The organism is Sphingomonas sp. BL-S-29, from assembly GCF_055521495.1.
The window spans coordinates 1,748,388-1,765,162 of sequence record NZ_CM145482.1; the positions used below are offsets into that span (position 1 = coordinate 1,748,388).

The 16,775-nt window shown below is 67.1% G+C and carries 15 protein-coding genes; 7 read left to right on the top strand and 8 right to left on the bottom strand.

Features of this window, described 5'->3' with window-relative positions:
• Positions 1–3 precede the first annotated feature (3 nt).
• A complete protein-coding gene (locus ACZ1I2_RS08385) occupies positions 4–891 on the bottom strand; it encodes an AraC family transcriptional regulator (protein ID WP_465174427.1) in 888 nt (295 codons plus the stop codon).
• A 184-nt stretch (positions 892–1,075) separates the two neighbouring features.
• Complete coding sequence (locus ACZ1I2_RS08390; protein WP_465174426.1) at positions 1,076–1,648, bottom strand: phage tail protein; 573 nt, start codon at positions 1,646–1,648, stop codon at positions 1,076–1,078.
• 163 nt (positions 1,649–1,811) lie between these two features.
• On the opposite strand from ACZ1I2_RS08390, the gene ACZ1I2_RS08395 reads away from it, so the two are divergent.
• A complete protein-coding gene (locus ACZ1I2_RS08395; RefSeq protein WP_465174425.1) occupies positions 1,812–2,117 on the top strand; it encodes a hypothetical protein in 306 nt (101 codons plus the stop codon).
• A 180-nt stretch (positions 2,118–2,297) separates the two neighbouring features.
• Here the strand turns inward: ACZ1I2_RS08395 and ACZ1I2_RS08400 are convergent, their stop codons facing one another.
• Positions 2,298–4,229, bottom strand: a complete 1,932-nt coding sequence (locus ACZ1I2_RS08400) for a TonB-dependent siderophore receptor (RefSeq protein ID WP_465174424.1) — start codon at positions 4,227–4,229, stop codon at positions 2,298–2,300.
• A gap of 343 nt (positions 4,230–4,572) precedes the next feature.
• On the opposite strand from ACZ1I2_RS08400, the gene ACZ1I2_RS08405 reads away from it, so the two are divergent.
• The gene (locus tag ACZ1I2_RS08405; protein ID WP_465174423.1) at positions 4,573–5,118 is read left to right on the top strand and encodes a hypothetical protein; all 546 of its coding nucleotides are present in this window, start codon (positions 4,573–4,575) and stop codon (positions 5,116–5,118) included.
• A 58-nt stretch (positions 5,119–5,176) separates the two neighbouring features.
• Here ACZ1I2_RS08405 and ACZ1I2_RS08410 read toward each other — a convergent pair whose 3' ends face one another.
• Positions 5,177–5,629 (bottom strand): MarR family winged helix-turn-helix transcriptional regulator, encoded by a 453-nt coding sequence (locus tag ACZ1I2_RS08410; RefSeq protein ID WP_465174422.1) that lies wholly within the window; start codon positions 5,627–5,629, stop codon positions 5,177–5,179.
• A gap of 156 nt (positions 5,630–5,785) precedes the next feature.
• Here ACZ1I2_RS08410 and ACZ1I2_RS08415 point away from each other — a divergent pair, with 156 nt between their 5' ends.
• Positions 5,786–6,199 carry an organic hydroperoxide resistance protein gene (locus tag ACZ1I2_RS08415; protein ID WP_465174421.1) on the top strand — a complete coding sequence of 138 codons (414 nt, stop codon included), beginning with the start codon at positions 5,786–5,788 and terminating at the stop codon, positions 6,197–6,199.
• 213 nt (positions 6,200–6,412) lie between these two features.
• Positions 6,413–7,420 (top strand): alpha/beta fold hydrolase, encoded by a 1,008-nt coding sequence (locus ACZ1I2_RS08420; protein WP_465174420.1) that lies wholly within the window; start codon positions 6,413–6,415, stop codon positions 7,418–7,420.
• A 103-nt stretch (positions 7,421–7,523) separates the two neighbouring features.
• Here the strand turns inward: ACZ1I2_RS08420 and ACZ1I2_RS08425 are convergent, their stop codons facing one another.
• Positions 7,524–8,855, bottom strand: a complete 1,332-nt coding sequence (locus ACZ1I2_RS08425; protein ID WP_465177167.1) for a methyl-accepting chemotaxis protein — start codon at positions 8,853–8,855, stop codon at positions 7,524–7,526.
• 355 nt (positions 8,856–9,210) lie between these two features.
• On the opposite strand from ACZ1I2_RS08425, the gene ACZ1I2_RS08430 reads away from it, so the two are divergent.
• Complete coding sequence (locus tag ACZ1I2_RS08430; protein ID WP_465170126.1) at positions 9,211–11,472, top strand: NADP-dependent malic enzyme; 2,262 nt, start codon at positions 9,211–9,213, stop codon at positions 11,470–11,472.
• A gap of 151 nt (positions 11,473–11,623) precedes the next feature.
• Here ACZ1I2_RS08430 and ACZ1I2_RS08435 read toward each other — a convergent pair whose 3' ends face one another.
• The gene (locus tag ACZ1I2_RS08435; RefSeq protein ID WP_465170125.1) at positions 11,624–12,412 is read right to left on the bottom strand and encodes an SDR family oxidoreductase; all 789 of its coding nucleotides are present in this window, start codon (positions 12,410–12,412) and stop codon (positions 11,624–11,626) included.
• Between the two features lie 126 nt (positions 12,413–12,538).
• Positions 12,539–13,684: an acyl-CoA dehydrogenase family protein gene (locus ACZ1I2_RS08440; protein WP_465174419.1), complete on the bottom strand. Its 1,146-nt coding sequence runs from the start codon at positions 13,682–13,684 to the stop codon at positions 12,539–12,541.
• Positions 13,685–13,839: 155 nt separating this feature from the next.
• Here ACZ1I2_RS08440 and ACZ1I2_RS08445 point away from each other — a divergent pair, with 155 nt between their 5' ends.
• On the top strand, positions 13,840–14,670 hold the full coding sequence (locus ACZ1I2_RS08445) for an SDR family NAD(P)-dependent oxidoreductase (protein ID WP_465170123.1): 831 nt from the start codon (positions 13,840–13,842) through the stop codon (positions 14,668–14,670).
• A complete protein-coding gene (locus tag ACZ1I2_RS08450) occupies positions 14,667–16,130 on the top strand; it encodes an MFS transporter (protein WP_465174418.1) in 1,464 nt (487 codons plus the stop codon). The genes ACZ1I2_RS08445 and ACZ1I2_RS08450 overlap by 4 nt, the downstream gene beginning before the upstream one ends.
• Before the next feature lie 3 nt (positions 16,131–16,133).
• On the opposite strand, the gene ACZ1I2_RS08455 is transcribed toward ACZ1I2_RS08450, so the two are convergent.
• Positions 16,134–16,592 carry a hypothetical protein gene (locus ACZ1I2_RS08455; RefSeq protein WP_465170121.1) on the bottom strand — a complete coding sequence of 153 codons (459 nt, stop codon included), beginning with the start codon at positions 16,590–16,592 and terminating at the stop codon, positions 16,134–16,136.
• Positions 16,593–16,775: the final 183 nt, after the last annotated feature.

Here is a 16,775-nt window from a genome sequence, read left to right on the forward strand (position 1 = left end):
GCCCTATTTCAGCGGCAGGAACAGTTCGGCGATCACATCAGGTCCCGGCGCGTCCGGTGACATGGACAGGTATCGCCGGCAATAGAGCGGGAAGTCGCGCGTTTCCTCGCCGCTGGCGGGGAGCCAGTCGCGATAGAGGTAGAGCGCCGGTGCCTCCAGATTGTGGCTCGCGCCGTTGACGCGCAGCACCGCGCAGCGCCCGCCGGGGATCAGGCCGCCCTTCATCGTCGCATCGTCGGCGGCGATCGGCCGGTCGGTCCCGACGCAGATGTCCATGCTGTACTCGGCCGGGTTCGCCGGGGTGCGTTCCGACCGGAAGATGTTGAAGGTCGGGCTGGTCGCGGGCGACAGGCCGGCGGCCTTGCGCCAGGCGATGAACCGCTCGATCGTGTCGCCGAGCATGGCCCGGTCGCCGCGATGCTCCAGGATCGCCACCGGGATCGGCGGCTCGTCGCGGATCGTCACGTCGTCGTTGGTGAAGGTCTTTTCCATGAGCTTGCTCCTTGCGTTCTCGAAGGGCCCGAAGGCCGCGAGCCACGGCTGCCAGTCCGGCGCCTTGCGGAACGACGATGGCGATTGCCCGAACCGGCGCCGGAAGGCGCGGGCAAAGGCATCGGGCGCGTCATAGCCCGCGTCCATCGCGATATCCGTGACGCTCTGGGCATTGCCCCGATCGGCGAGCCGGTGCGAGGCGCGCTTCAGCCGGGCAAGCTGGACATAGCGATGCACGGACAGCCCGAAGGTCGCCCCGAACTGCCGGTGGAAATGGAATTTCGAAAAGGCCGCGACGCGGCTTACCGTCTCCAGGTCCAGATCATCGTCGAGATGCCGGTCGATATGGTCCAGCACCCGCTGCATCCGGGCATGATAGGTCTCGAGCGCCGCCTTCATCGTCCATTCCTTCCGTGGCGGCGCCAGCTAGGCGCTCATGGCGGGGGCGCGCTCGACCGATCTTGCGCTTTGGCATGGGGCGAGCAGGAAAGGGTGAAGCACGGCGCGCAGGCGAGAGCCGACCGCTGCGGAAAGGCAATATTGGTCGCCACGGGTGGCCGCTCTCGTGCGTGGGCGGCGCGGATCACGAGCCCGCATATTTGATGATGTAATGGACCGCGATGTTGGCCGGGCGGGTTTCGTACCGGCTGGTGCGGATCGGCTGATCCGAGTCCTTGGCCGGGACCGGGCGGCCGGTCGTTTGGGCCGCCTGCAGGGTGGGGCCGCCGGGGGCCGCGCCGGGCTCTCCGCCCGACTGGGCATCGACCGCCTGATAGTTGTGCCCATGATCCTGCAGCGCGCTGTCCTGAGTCGATCCGGCGCCGGTGCCGCTGCCCCCCGCCGGCGCGCGGCGGATGGCGGCGTCGGGATCGTTGCCGCTGCCCAGATCGGTGCCGCGCAGAAAGGCACCGCGATAATCGGGGATGTTGAAGGTGCCGTCGCCGCCGCCATAGAGCGTGCCGAGCACGGCGAAGAGCTGGGGATACTGCGCCGCCGTCAGCGCGCGGCCGTCGCAGATCATCCAGCCCGAGGCCTCGAGCAGCGCGCCGCCCCGGTCCGGATCGATCGCGCCGGCATAGGCCGAGACGGCGCCGACGGGCAGGCCGCCGATGCCCGCCCGGCCGGGAACGGGCGCGTTCAGGGGATGGTCGGTCATGGCACGGCCTTTCGCTGCAAAGCCCGAGCATCGGGCGGGGCGGGGGCAGCGTCAACCGGCCGGCGGTAGCTGTACCCCGGATGACTGCCGCGTTCAGCGTCCCGACGCGATCGCCGGCATAGCTTCTGCCTGCCCGACTCAGCGGGCAGGAAGGGACCAGACGATGAAGATCTCGCACATCTTTGCCGCAACCGGCCTGGCGGTTGCTTCACTCACCCTCAGCACAAGCGCCGACGCGCAGCGATGGGACGGCCATCGCGGCGGCTGGAACGATCGCGGCTATCGCGGCGATGATGGCCGCGGCTGGGACCGTGGCTGGCAGGGCCGGGACTATCGCGGCTATCGCGGCGGCTGGTACGGGCCACGCTATCGGCACCGGCCTTATCGCTGGCGCGGCGGCTATGGCTGGTATGGGCCGCGGTGCTGGACCGAATGGCGGTACGGGTACCGGGTGCGTATCTGCCGCTAATGCTCGCGGATCGGCGGGAGGAGCGGGGCCCGCCGGTCTGGGGGTTGGCTTTGCCGGTTCAATTGGCGGGAGTGGCGCGCCAGCCTTGCTCCGCTACGTCCGGCTGGTCGCGGCGAAACTTTCTTCGAAGCGTCATTTCCCGATGTATCGAACCTGGCGAAGCCACGTCTGACCGCGCGCTCAAACATCCACCGCTAGGTACCCCGTCAGATACCGCCCGCTGTTCGCCGCATAGACTCCCGGCCCGTTCGTCCCGAACCCCTGCTGGTCGAAGATATTGCCCGCCTGCAGCCGAAAGGTCGCCGGCTTGCCCGCCAGTTTGAACTGGTAGCGCCCGCCCAGGTTGAGTTGCGCGCGGGAGGGGATGATCACCAGGTTGTCGATCCGCGCGGCGACGGTGCCGCGGTGGAACAGGGCGGCGTCGAGCGACAGGCCCTCGAGCATCGGCGTGCGCCAGTTGAGGTTGAGGTTGAACAGGTGGTCGGGCAGCCCGACCGGGCGCTTGCCGATGGTGCCGACCGCATTCGCGTCGCGCGTGATGCGCGGGCGCAGGACGAAGCCGCCGGCGACCATGCCGAGCCGCGGCGTGAGGTTGCCCGAGACCGAGAATTCCGCGCCCTGGCTGCGTGTCGTGCCGGTCTGGGTATAGATATTCGCCGTGTCGAAGCTGAAATAGGGGCGGCGCAGGTCGAACACGCCTGCCACCGCCTTGATGTTGCCGGTGACGAGCCAGCGCACGCCGGCATCTTTCTGCTCGGTCAATATGGTCGGCAGCGGCTGGTTGCGGTTGGCGGCGTTGGGCGGGGCGAGGCCGCTTTCCTCCAGCCCGCGGGCATATCCGGCATAGAAGGTCAGCCGCTTGATTGCGGTGATCGCCACCGTGCCGTTGTAGAGCCAGGGATGCGAGCGCGCCGTCACGCCGGGGAGGCCGGGCAGGCTGGTGGTCTTGGTATAATCGGCGCGGGAGACGCCGAAGCTCAGCTCGCCCACATCCTTCCAGCGGCCGTCATAGGCGGCGCCGTACGTCGCCTGGCGCACCCGGTCGTGCGATTGCGGGCCGAACACGAAGGCGGGGCGCGGCGCGGTGACCGGCGTGCCGATGCGGGTCGGGCCGAGATCGACCTCGTCCGATCCGCCGAACATCCGCCGTGCGTCGCGCTGGCGCATGCTGAGGTGGAGGACGTGAAGGCGCGGGCCGTCGGCGATGCTGTGGGTGATGCGCGCCTCGCCGCTGAGCGAGACGTTCTTGGCGCGCGGATCGGCGATGACCAGGCGGCTGGCGGTGCCGTCCGGCTTCACGTCGATCAGCAGGTTGGTGAAGCTGGTCGCCTGGTCGAACACCGAGCGGAACGCGCCCAACCGGATCACCCAGTCCTTGGCCGGGGCGACCGAGGCGAGCACGCCGTGATTGGTCGCGCTGTAGCGGAAATCGGCCCAGCCCGGGCCGTCGAACCGGCGGGCGGGCGGCTGGGGCGGGAGGTACGCGCCGGCCGAGATGTAGAAGGGCCCGGCTTCGTCGTTATAATCGTTGGAGAGCGTCCAGAAGGGCAGGATCTCGACGCCCGGCGCCGGCGTCCAGCGGGCAAGCAGGCCTTGCGCGTGGTTCCAGTTGTCCGTGCCGTCGGGGAATTCGACATGGTTGGCGGTCAGACCATAGCCGAGCGAGAGATTGCCGGTGACGGGGAGCGAGCCGTCGATCTCAAGCCCATAGCTGCCATAGGCATCGCCGTTGAGCACGATCGACGCGGAGGATTTGGCCGAGGGGCGGCGCAGCGCATAATCGACGATGCCGCTGGGCGCGGCGAAGGGATAGCCCTGCGCGGACAGGCCGACCTTGATGCTCGAGGATTCGGAGACGATGCTGGTCAGGGTGAATTGCGGGTCGAAATACAGGCCATCGATCCGGACGTTGCCGGCGGACGTGGGCGAGAAGCCACGGGCGCTGTTGGCGGTATAGATGCCGATCGATTCCCGCCCGACGCTATAGCCGAACGCATCCTCGGCCTGGGTGACGGCGTTGTCGCTGCTGCGGTCCTGGGCGGCGGCGGGGAGGGCGACGAATAGGACGGGGCACGCGGCTATCCCGAGTAGAATTGTCGTTTTCCGGGCCATGAGCGCTCCCCACGCTGCGCGTTATGTTGTTTTATGACACTAGGACGGCGGCGTGCGGGCGCCAATCGGGTTCCCACCAACGACACATAAGCGGGGTCGAACGTCCCGCTGTGTTTAGGCGAGTGGAGTAGGAAGAGGTTTCGCGCGGAGGCGCGGAGGCGCAGAGAATTTGAGGCGCGATGATCGCGCACAAGTTCGTTCCGGACGGGCCAGATCATTAGCACTATCTGCGTCCCGGCTCTTCTCTGCGCCTCCGCGCCTCTGCGCGAACCATCATATCGCGGCTCGTCTTTGGTCGAGCGCGCGTGCTATCCGCGGGGGTGATGCGAACGGGGAGGCACCTTTGATCCACAGCTTGCGCGCCATTGTCGGCCTTGGCGTCCTGTCGATGCTCGCGGCCTGCGGGTCGGCGGAGGAGGCGCAGGCGCCCGCCGCGCCGCCGGCCACGCCGAGCTTCGACCAGACGGTGCCGGGCGTGCGGGCGACGATCGCCGGGCTGGGCGCGCCCTGGGCCAAGCCGAGCAAGGACGAGATCGTGCCCGATCCCGCGGGCGGGACGATCATCGCGACCAGCGGGGATGGAGGCGATGCGAAGCTCTATCGCTTGCCCGATGGCTGGATCCGGCAGGTCGCGCTGACCTCTGGTGTGGGCAAGAAGTGCGGCGATCCGGCGGATGTCGAGCGGGCGATTCCGCTGCTGCTGACCGGGCTTGCGACCAAGGTGAGTTTGACGCCCGCGCAGGCGGTGCGGCTCAAGGTGGGGCTGGCGGAGGCGGCGCCGGTGTCGGTGGATATCGGTGCGGTGCGGATCGCGGTGCAGGGGGGCTGTGTGCAGCAGGTGACGGTGACGGCGATCGGCTCCTTCACCCCGGCGGCCAAGCGGCTTTAGGGACCGATCACCACGTCGCTCGAAACGAACGGAAGGAGGAAGGCCGGTCCGGCTGGACTCAGGTCTGGTTCCGCGTCGATTCCAGCAGATTATCGCGCAGCTTGCCGATCGCCCGTTGCAGGACGGGGAACTCCTCCGCGGTCAGGCCGGTCGCCTCGGCGAGGTTCACGCACAGGCTGCGGCGGTGCAGGTCGCGACCGGCATCGGTAAGGCTGATCAGCACCTGGCGCTCGTCCGCAGCGGCCCGGGTGCGGCTGAGGAACCCCATCGCCTCGAGCTTTTTCAGGATCGGGGTGAGCGTGTTGGATTCGAGGAACAGCTTCTCGCCCAGGCCACCCACGGTCTGATTGTCTTCCTCCGCGAGCGCGACGATCACGATATATTGGGTATAGGTGATGCCGAATTGTTCGAGCAGCGGCTTGTACGCCCGGCCGAAGGCGAGGTTGGCCGAGTAGATCGAGAAGCAGAGAAAGTTCGACAGTTTCAGGTCGGGCGGGATGGCGACGTTCATGGCGGATCCTTGGCGGCGGCGCGGATGCCGTCGATGCATAGTATATATATCGCATGCGATTAAATCGGAAGGGGGTTGACTCGCGTTTTGATCGGCCTATTTAGATCGCATCCGATTGAAGCGGATACGATGAATATTCAACCAAGGAGCCAAACCATGTCCGAGACCAAGACCCTTTACACCGCCAGGACTCACACCACCGGCGGCCGCGATGGTGCCGCGCAGAGCAGCGACGGACGGCTCGACATCAAGTTGTCCTCGCCGGGCAGCACCGGCACCGGCACCAATCCGGAACAGCTGTTCGCGGCGGGCTGGTCGGCCTGTTTCATCGGCGCGATGGGCGTGGTCGCCCGCGCGATGAAGGTGACGCTGCCCGCCGAGCTGGCGGTCGACACCGAGGTGGACCTGGCGAGCGGCGAGGACGGCTATTCGCTCCGCGCGCGGCTGAACGTCAGCCTGCCCGGCGTGGACGTCGACACCGCCCGCGCGCTGGTCGACGGGGCGCATCAGCATTGCCCTTATTCCAAGGCGACGCGCGGCAATATCCCGGTCGAGGTCAACCTGGTCTGAGCTTCGCTTGCGGCGGATGGCAGGGGCGCGGGCGGCTTGTGCCGCCCGCGCCTTTTTCGTGTCCGTGGCGGGCGAACCGCTCCCTGGCGTTCGCGCTTACCCCTGCACGTCGGGTGATCGCGAGGGGACGGCCTATACCTTTGGTCAGCTGCGTGACGCGGCCGGAGGCGTTACCTGTCGGTCGCACCATCCACTGCCAGGGGCGAGAAGATCATGTCCGAGACGATCGACCAGAACCGCCGGCGCCTCATCGGGGCAACGGCTGTGAGCATCGCCGCCGCGCCATTCGTCGCCATCGGATCGGCCCAGGCGAGCCCGCCTGCCGCCTTCGGGCCGCTGAAGCAGGTCGATGCCGGCCCGCTGACCATCGGCTATGTCGATGCCGGCCCGGCCGACGGCCCGCCGGTGATCATGCTGCATGGCTGGCCCTATGATATCCACGCGTTCGTCGAGGTCGTGCCGTTGCTGGTGGCCAAGGGGCACCGGGTGATCGTGCCGCATCTGCGCGGGCATGGCACCACCCTGTTCCGCTCGGCCGATGCGCCGCGCAACGGGCAGCAGGCCGCGCTGGGGCAGGACGTGATCGCACTGATGGATGCGCTGAAGATCGGCACCGCGATCGTCGCCGGATTCGACTGGGGCGCGCGCACCGCGTGCATCGTCGCGGCGCTGTGGCCGGAGCGGTGCAGGGCGCTGGTGTCGGTCAGCGGTTATCTGATCGGCAGCCAGGAGGCGAACCGCATGCCGCTGCCGCCCAGGGCGGAATATCAATGGTGGTACCAATATTATTTCACGACCGAGCGTGGCCGCGAGGGCTATGCCAAATATCGCCGCGATTTTTCCCGGCTGATCTGGGAGACGGCGTCGCCGAAATGGCGGTTCGACGACGCGACCTTCGAGCGCAGCATGGCCTCGCTCGACAACCCCGACCATGTCGCGATCGTGATCCACAATTATCGCTGGCGGCTCGGCCTGGCCGAAGGCGAGCCGGCCTATGACGGCCTGGAGAAACGACTGGCCGCGGGCCCGGTCATCGGCGTTCCGACCATCACCATGGAGGGCGACGCCAATGGGGCGCCGCATCCGGACCCGGCCAATTACCGCGCGAAATTTTCGGGGAAATATGCGCACCGGACGATCGGCGGCGGGGTGGGGCATAACCTGCCGCAGGAAGCGCCGGGTGATTTTGCCCAGGCGGTGATCGACGTGGGTGGGTGGTAGGGCGGACCTTTCAGGACATTCCTTGTGCTCCCGCGAAGGCGGGAGCCCAGACTGGGCTCCCGCCTTCGCGGGAGCACAAGGGGGTTAGGCCATCGAGGCGATTTCAGGCCGCCACGCGCGCCGCGAAGTCGCCGGCGCTGCCCTTGAGCGTGCCGAGGCGGGCGTCGAGCCGGTCGAAACCGCGGCCGACACCGTCGATATCCTCGGCCACCGCCTCGGTATCCTCGCGGATCGCGGCGATGGTGTTGGACATGGAATCGGCGGCCAGCGCCGTCTCGTCGACGGCCGCCGTGATCGCGGTCACCGTCTGCGCCTGTGCTTCCATCGCATAGCGGATGCGATTGGCGCTTTCCTGAACTTCGGTCACGATCGACTTGATCGAAGCGTTGGTCTCGACCGTGGAGCGGGTGGCGGACTGGATCGCGGCGATCTTGCTGGCGATGTCGTCGGTGGCGCGCGCGGTCTGGCTGGCGAGCGACTTCACTTCCTGCGCGACCACCGCGAAACCCCGGCCGGCATCGCCCGCGCGGGCGGCCTCGATCGTGGCGTTGAGCGCGAGCAGATTGGTCTGGCCGGCGATGTCGCGGATCAGCCCGAGGATCGATTCGATCGACTGGGCATGGCCGCTCAGGGTTTCCGACATGCCGACCGCGGCGCCTGCCTCGGAGAGGGCGCGGGTCGAGATTTCGGCGGCGGCCTCGACTTCGCTGCGGGCATCCTCGATCGCGCGGATCAGGCCGGCCGAGGTGCGGGCCGCCTCGCGCATCGCGATAGCCGATTGCTCGGCGGCGGCGGCGACTTCGGACGCCTTGCCGAGCATGCCGCGCGCCGAGGTCGAGCTGGCCCCGGCCTGGCGGCGCAGCTCGCCGCCCTCCTGGGTGGCCGCCTCGACGAGATGGGCGAGCCCGTCGCGGAACTCGGCGGCGAGCCGGTCGCGCTGCCGCTTCGCGTCGAACTCGATATAGGCCGTGAAGAGCGACGCGTAGATGTCGCATTCGAGCGAGCGCAGCCGGAAGAACACGTCGTTGATCTGCTGGCGCTCTTCCTTCGAGCAATCATAGAGCCGCCCGAGGATCTCCAGCATCTGAGTCGCGCCGGCGCAGGTCATCGAGATGAGTGCGGTGAGCGAGACATTGGCGGCAAAGGCCTGGGCGACCATCCGCTCCGCGGCCCGCACCCAATCGAGCTGGTCGGGGCGGTCGTAACGGTCGCGCAGATAGGTGACGCCGGCCTGCACGGTCCATTCGGAGCCCTGGCCGCGATCGCCGAAGAAACGGCGCCACTGCGCCTGCTGAGTCTCGGCGACCCTGGCCAGCTCGGGCTCGGCGATGGTCCACATACGTCGCGCCATGGCGAGATCTTCAGCGCTGAAGCCGAACAGGCGCAGGCGATCGGCGAGATCGATCGCGTCGGCGGCATTTCCGGCGACGGGCATTTGCTTGAGCTGGACGGCATCATTCACGGCGGGGACCCTGTAACGGAGCAAGCAACGGGTGCGGATGACAGAAAGGCCTGGCACCACTGGCGCGGGCTTAGCCGATGCACGGTTAAGGACGGGTTATGCGTGGCGCCGTCAGGAGCCGGGGTGCGCCATGCTTTTCTGCCGAACAGGGGGTTTTTGCCGGGACAGGCTTGTCCCGGCCCGATCCTTGTCGCAAGAGCCCCAGCAACGAGCGGCGGGGTTGGGCCGGGATACAACTCCGGGATGACGTAGGGTCACTTCGTGTCTAAAGGCGATGATCCTATAGGATTCGTGCCCGCTGATGGTGACGAACGAAAGTGAGAGATGCATGGCCGACGAATCGAACGTCCAGTTTTCCGAGCGTGAGGCGCTGCTGTTCCATTCGGAAGGCCGACCGGGCAAGATCGAGATCATCGCCTCCAAGCCGATGGCGACTCAGCGCGACCTCGCGCTGGCCTATTCCCCGGGCGTCGCGGTGCCGGTCCGCGCGATCTACGAGGATCCGGCGACCGCCTATGACTATACCGCCAAGGGCAATCTGGTGGCGGTGATTTCCAACGGCACCGCCATTCTCGGCATGGGTAATCTCGGCGCGCTGGCGTCGAAGCCGGTGATGGAAGGCAAGGCAGTGCTGTTCAAGCGCTTCGCCGATGTCGACGCGATCGACATCGAGCTGAAGACCGAGGATGTCGACCGGCTGATCGATGCGATCGAGCTGATGGAGCCGAGCTTCGGCGGCATCAACCTGGAAGACATCAAGTCCCCCGAATGCTTCATCATCGAGCAGACTCTCCGCGCGCGGATGAACATCCCGGTGTTTCATGACGACCAGCACGGCACCGCGATCATCGCCGCCGCCGGCCTGATCAACGCGCTGTACCTGACCGGGCGCGACATCAAGGACACGACGGTCGTGATGAACGGCGCGGGCGCCGCCGCGATCGCCTGTGCCGAGCTGATCAAGGCGATGGGCCTGCCGCACGACCAGCTGCTGATGTGCGACCGCACCGGCGTGATCTGGCAGGGCCGTACCGACGACATGAACCAGTGGAAGTCGGCGCATGCGGTGAAGACCGAGAAGCGCTCGCTGGCCGAAGCGCTCGACGGCGCCGACGTGTTCATGGGGCTTTCGGCCGCAGGCGCGCTGCCGGCGGAGCTGCTGATGAAGATGGCGGCCAAGCCGATCGTCTTCGCCATGGCCAATCCCGATCCCGAGATCACTCCGCCCGACGCGAAGCGGGCGCGGCCCGACGTGATCATCGCCACCGGCCGGTCGGACTATCCGAACCAGGTCAACAATGTGCTCGGTTTCCCGTTCATTTTCCGCGGCGCGCTCGACGTGCGCGCGACGACGATCAACGACGAGATGAAGGTCGCCGCCGCCGAGGCGCTGGCCGCGCTTGCCCGCCAGCAGGTGCCGGAAGAAGTCGCGGTCGCCTACGGCGTGCGGCACACCTTCGGCCCCGATTACATCATCCCGGCGCCGTTCGACCCGCGGCTGATGGAGATCGTCCCCGCCGCCGTCGCCAAGGCAGCGATGGATTCGGGCGTGGCGACCAAGCCGATCCTCGACATGGACGCCTATCGCCAGACCCTGCGCGGGCGGATGAACCCGACGACGTCGGTGCTCAGCCTGGCCTATGAGGGCGCCAGGGCCCATCCCAAGCGCGTGCTGTTCGCGGAGGGCGAGGAAGAGGTCGTGTTGCGCGCGGCGATCGCGTTCAAGGACGGCGGTTACGGCACGCCGGTGCTGGTCGGGCGCGAGGATGTGTATGACCGTTTGAAGGCACTCGGGGTGACCGATCCGGACAGCTATGAGCTGCACAACAGCCGCAACTCGCCGCTGGTGCCCAAGATGGTCGACTTCCTCTACAACAGGCTGCAGCGACGCGGCTATCTGCGCCGCGACGTCGAGCGGATGATCAACCAGGACCGCAACATCTTCGGCGCGGTGCTGCTCCAGCTCGGTGAGGCCGATGCGATGATCACCGGCATCACCCGCACCTATGCGCACACCATGCGCGAAGTGCGCCGCGTGATCGATCCCGAGGCCGGCCGCACGCCGTTCGGCATCCATCTGATGGTCGGGCAGAGTCACACCGTGTTCATGGCCGACACCACGATCAACGAGCGGCCTTCCGCCGAGGAACTGGCCGATATCGCCGAGCAGACCGCGATGGTCGCGCGGCGCATGGGGCATGAGCCGCGTGTGGCGTTCCTCAGCTATTCGACCTTCGGCAATCCGGAAGGAAACTGGCTGGAGAATATCCGCGCTGCGGTGAAGGTGCTCGATGAGCGCCAGGTGAGTTTCGAATATGAGGGCGAGATGGCGCCGGATGTGGCGCTCAACCCGAAGCAGCTGGCGAATTATCCGTTCGCGCGGCTGTCGGGCCCGGCGAACGTGCTGATCATGCCGGGGCTGCAATCGGCGAATATCTCCGCCAAATTGCTGCGCGAGCTGGGCGGCGACTCCGTGATCGGCCCGATGCTGGTCGGCATGGAAAAATCAGTGCAGATCGCGCCGATGACCTCCACCGCGAGCGAGCTGGTGACCCTGGCGGTGCTGGCTGCGGGCGGCATTGCGCGCTGATTAATTCCTCCCCGAGCTTGCTCGGGGAGGGGGACCAGCGAAGCTGGTGGAGGGGCTTGGAGCGCGGGGCAGACGTTCCGCGCTCCAAGCCCCTCCACCACCCGCTGAAGAAGCGGGCGGTCCCCCTCCCCGTTCCGGGGAGGAGTTAGCATCACGCGTCGATCGACGTCCCCAGTGCCGCGTTCACCAGGCCGCCATCGACCGTGATCGTGTCACCAACCACATAATCGCCGGCGCGACTGGCGAGGTAGATGGCGGCGCCGGCCATGTCCTCGTCGACGCCGATCCGCTTGGCCGGGATGCTCCGCGCGATGGCGTCGCCATGGTCGCGGGCGGCCTTGTTCATCTCGCTGGCAAAGGCGCCTGGCGCGATCGAGGTGACGTTGATCGAATCCGTGATGAGCCGGGCGGCCATGCGCTTGGTCAGGTAGATCAGCGCCGATTTGGACGCGTGATAGCTGTACGTCTCCCACGGGTTGAGCCGCTGACCGTCGATCGAGGTGATGTTGATCACCTTGGCCGGGCGCTCGGGACTCGCCGCCGCCTTGAGCGCCGGGTGGAGCGCCTGAGTGAGGAAGAAGGGCGACTTCACGTTGAGATCCATCACCTTGTCCCAGCCCTTTTCAGGGAATTGCTCGAACGGCTCGCCCCAGGCGGCGCCGGCGTTGTTGACGAGGATATCGAGCTTGTCGCTATGTTCCGCGAGCTGGGCGGCGAGTGCCTTGCAGCCGGCGACGGTGGAGACGTCCTGGGGCAGGGGGATGCATTTCTCGCCCAGTTCCGCCGCGGTCTCGAAGCAGTTGTCGGCCTTGCGCGAGGAGATGTAGACGGTCGCGCCCTGGGCGATGAAGCCGGCCGCGATCATCTTGCCGATTCCGCGCGAGCCGCCGGTGACCAGGGCGATACGGCCGTCCAGGCGGAAGAGGTTGGTGGTGTCCATTGTCGTCTCCTGAATTCCCCTCCCGCTTGCGGGAGAGGCTAGGGGAGGGCCTGTCCTCCCCGCGAGCGTCATTGTTCGGGGACAGGCCCTCCCCCGACCCCTCCCGCCAGCGGGAGGGGAGAAATCCTATCCCCCGCGCTTTATCGTCTCACGGGCGATGATGAGTTGCTGTATCTGGCTGGTTCCCTCGTAGATCCGGAACAGGCGTACGTCGCGGTAGAGGCGTTCGATGCCGTAATCCGCGATATAACCCGCGCCGCCGAAGATCTGCACCGCGCGGTCGGCAACGCGGCCGACCATCTCGCTCGCGAAATATTTGGCAGCGGCGGATTCCATCACCACATCGCGTCCCGCATCCTTCGCCGCCGCCGTCTCCAGCACCAGCGCGCGGGCGGCGAGGGCTTCGGTCTTGGAATCGGCGATCATCGCCTGGATCAGCTGGTGCTCGGCGATCGGCTTGCCGAACTGCTTGCGGTCGCTGGCATAGGCCACGCAGTCGGCGATCAGCCGCTCGGCCACGCCGACGCAGACGGCGGAGATGTGCAGCCGCCCGCGATCGAGCACGCGCATTGCGATCTTGAAGCCCTCGCCCTCGGCACCGAGCCTGTTGGCGGCGGGCACGGGCACGTCGTCCAAGATCACATCGGCGACCTTGGCGCCCTTCTGTCCCATCTTCTTTTCGGGCTCGCCGATTGAGAGGCCGGGCAGGTCGCGCGGCACGAGGAAAGCGGAGACGCCGCGGCCGCCGGCTTCCGTGCCGGTGCGGGCCATCACGGTGAACAGGTCGGCCTTGTCCGCATTGGTGATGAAACGCTTGGTGCCGGTGAGGCGATAGACGTCGCCGTCCTTCACCGCCTTCGTCTTCACGGCGCCCGAATCGCTGCCGACATCCGGCTCGGTGAGCGCGAAGCTGGTGACGATCTCGCCGCTGGCGATGCGCGGCAGCCACTGCGCCTTCTGCTCGTCCGATCCCGCCATCACCAGGCCCTGGCTGCCAATGCCGACATTGGTGCCGAAGCTCGAGCGGAAGGCCGGCGTGGTGCGGCCGAGCTCGATCGCGACGCGCACTTCCTCGCTCATGGTGAGGCCCAGGCCGCCATATTCCTCGGCGATCGACAGGCCGAACAGGCCCATGTCGCGCATCTCGCCGATCACCTCGGCGGGGATCGCATCGGCTTCCTCGACAGCGGCTTCGAGCGGGCGCAGGCGCTCGGTGACGAAGCGGCGGACCATGTCGATCAGGGCGTCGAAAGTTTCGGGATCGAGGGCCAAGGCTTAGTCTCTCATCGTCACGAGTCCGGGTGACGGTTGGTAGTGAAGGGCACGCGGTCCCGCAAGCGCGCGCAAACCCGAAATTCCAAAAAGGCCGCATTGACCGGGTCGAACCCCATACTATGCTGACCAAAATCATGATGCAGGAGAATGAAATGCGCTTTTCAGGCAAGCGCGCCGTGGTGACCGGCGGCGCTTCGGGGATCGGCCGCGCGACGGCGTTGCGGCTCGCCCAGGAGGGCGCGGAGGTGTGGATCGGCGACATCGACGAAGCCGGCGGGGAGGATGTCGCCGCCACCTCGAACGGGCGGATCCACTTCCTGCGCACCGATGTGATGGAGGTCGGGGACATCGCCGCGCTGATGGCGGCGGCCGATGCGGCGGGCGGTCTGGACGTGGTGTTCAACAATGCAGGCGCCGGCGGATCGCGTGATCCGATCGACGAGATCTCGCCCGAGGACTGGGACAGGACCCAGGCGCTGCTGCTGCGGTCGGTCGCGATGGGCATCCGTTATGCCGCGCCGCTGATGATCGCGCGGGGCGGCGGGGCGATCGTCAATACGGCCTCGATCGCGGCGCTGCAGACCGGCGCGGCGCCGACCGCCTATTCAGTCGCCAAGGCAGGGGTGCTGCATTTGACGACCATGGCCGCCGCCGATCTTTCCCGTCACAATATCCGGGTAAACGCCGTATGCCCCGGGTTCATCACCACGAACATCTTTACCGCGGTGCTAGGCATAGAAGGCGAGAAGCGCGAGATGGCCAATGGCGTGATTCGAGGTATAGCGGCGCATGCCCAACCCATGCAGCGCGCCGGAAAGTCCGAGGATATCGCCGCTGCCGTCGCCTATCTGGCGAGCGACGATGCGAGCTTCGTCACCGGCACGCACATCACGGTGGACGGCGGCATGACGATCGGGCCGCGTCACAGCTGGGATCCCGCCGCGCCGTCGCTGTTCGCCGCGCTCGATCGGTTCGCGTCTTGAGTGGAGTCCTGATCGCCGCGCCGCCGCCGCGCACCCTGAGCGCGCGGAGCCGCTGGTCGTTCGGCTTCGGATCGATCGCGTACGGCGTGAAGGACAATGGCTTCGCGACCTTCCTGCTGCTGTTCTACAATCAGGTGATCGGCCTGCCGGCGAGCACCGTCGGCATCGCCATCATGTGCGCGATGGTGGTCGAGGCGTTCGTCGACCCGGCGATCGGCTATCTTTCCGATCACACGCGCAGCCGCTGGGGGCGGCGGCATCCCTGGATGTACGCGTCCGCCCTGCCGATCGCGATCGGCTGGCTGCTGCTGTGGAATCCGCCGCAATGGTCCGAGACGGCGACCCTGTTCTACGTCTTCGGCAGCGCCTTGCTGGTGCGCATCGCGCTGTCCGCGTTCGAGATTCCGTCCTCGGCGCTGGGCCCCGAGCTGAGCTCCGACTATGACGAGCGCACGCGTCTCTTTTCCTATCGCTACCTGTTCGGCTGGGGCGGCGGGCTGGCGATGCTGGCGCTGGCCTATGGTGTATTCCTGGTGCCGGATGCGACTCATCCGGTCGGCCTGCATAATGCCGACGGCTATTCGCGCATGGCGCTGTTCGGCGCGATCGTGATGGCCGTGTCGATCACGCTGTCGTCGATCGGCCTGCATCACGAGATCAAATATCTGCCCAAGGTCCCGAAATCGACTGCACGCTTCGGCACGCACCTCGCCCAGTTTCGCGCGACGGTGTCGAACAAGGCGTTCCTGATCCTGATGGCGGCCGGCGTGTTCGCCTATTCAGCGCAGGGCATCTCCTTCGCGCTGTCCAACTATCTCTATTCCTATGTCTGGCGGTTCGAGGGATCGGACTATCAATGGCTCTCGCTCTCGCTGCTGCTCGGGGCGATCGGTGCCTTCTTCATCGCGCCGCTGCTGACGCGGGGCGGCAACAAGCCGCGTGTCGGCATGATCCTGTCCTTCGTCAGTGTCAGCCTGTTGGTGGCACCCTATGTGCTGCGGCTGCTCGGGCTGTTCCCGGCGCCGGGCTCCGCGCTGATGCTGCCGCTCCTGCTGCTGATCTTCATGGTCAACACCGCGTGCAGCGTCGGGGCCTTCATCCTCGGCGCGGCGATGCTGGCCGATGTGGTCGAGGAATCCGAGACGCGTACCGGCAAAAGGTCCGAGGGCGTCTTCTATGCCGGCAGCTTCTTCGTGCAGAAGATGGTCGGCGGGGTCGGCATCTTCATGGCCGGGGCGATCCTGGCCTTCGCGGCTTTCCCCGCCGCGGCGCGGCCCGGGCAGGTGCCGGTCGCGACGATCGACCGGCTGACCATGGTCTTCATCTGCCTCGAGCTGGTGTTCTACGGCCTGGCCGCGCTGTGCTATTCGCGCTTCCCGTTCGGCCGGGCGGAGCATGAGGCGCGGCTGGCGCGGAGCACCGCGGCGGCGGAACGCGAGGGCGCGCCGCACGCGCCCTGATGCCTATCCCGCGATCAAGCGGATGAACGCGCTCGATACCCAGCCGGACTTGCATGGGCCATTATAGGCGCGCGGCGACGCCACCGGGGCGGCGACGCCGCAATCCGTGTCGGGCGCTTCGGCCGGCGCGACCACCACGCCCATCCAGCGCTGGTCGATCGAACGGGTGCAGACACGAAGCTGGGTGCCGGCCTCGAGCCGCATCAGCTCGTCGGCCTCGGTGAAGGGCGCGGCGCGCACCGGCAAATAGGCTTCACCGCTGGGCAGGTTCACCACGCGGCCAAGACTGTTGCAGGCCTGGAAAGCGGGGCCGCCTTCGCCGATCCGCACCGGCTGCGTACCCGGGCTCAGCGCGACCGACGTTTCGTTCTCGTTCAGCAGGACATTGTCATTGCCGCCGGCGCCGCTCCGGTCCGAACAGGCGAGAAGGAGCAGGCACAGGGCCGGGACGAACGATTTCATATAGGTGATTCTACCGATGATGCGGCGCCTTGGCGAGCGCGCATTGCGCCGCGCGCGCCAATCGGCGTGCGGCGAGGGGCAGTCATCGCCCGGTAAACACGGTTCGTCCTAAAAGGTTCCCTTCGTCGAGCCGATGGGGTTCCCCATGCCGGTTCGACCTGCTCTTACAGGCTCACGAGTTTA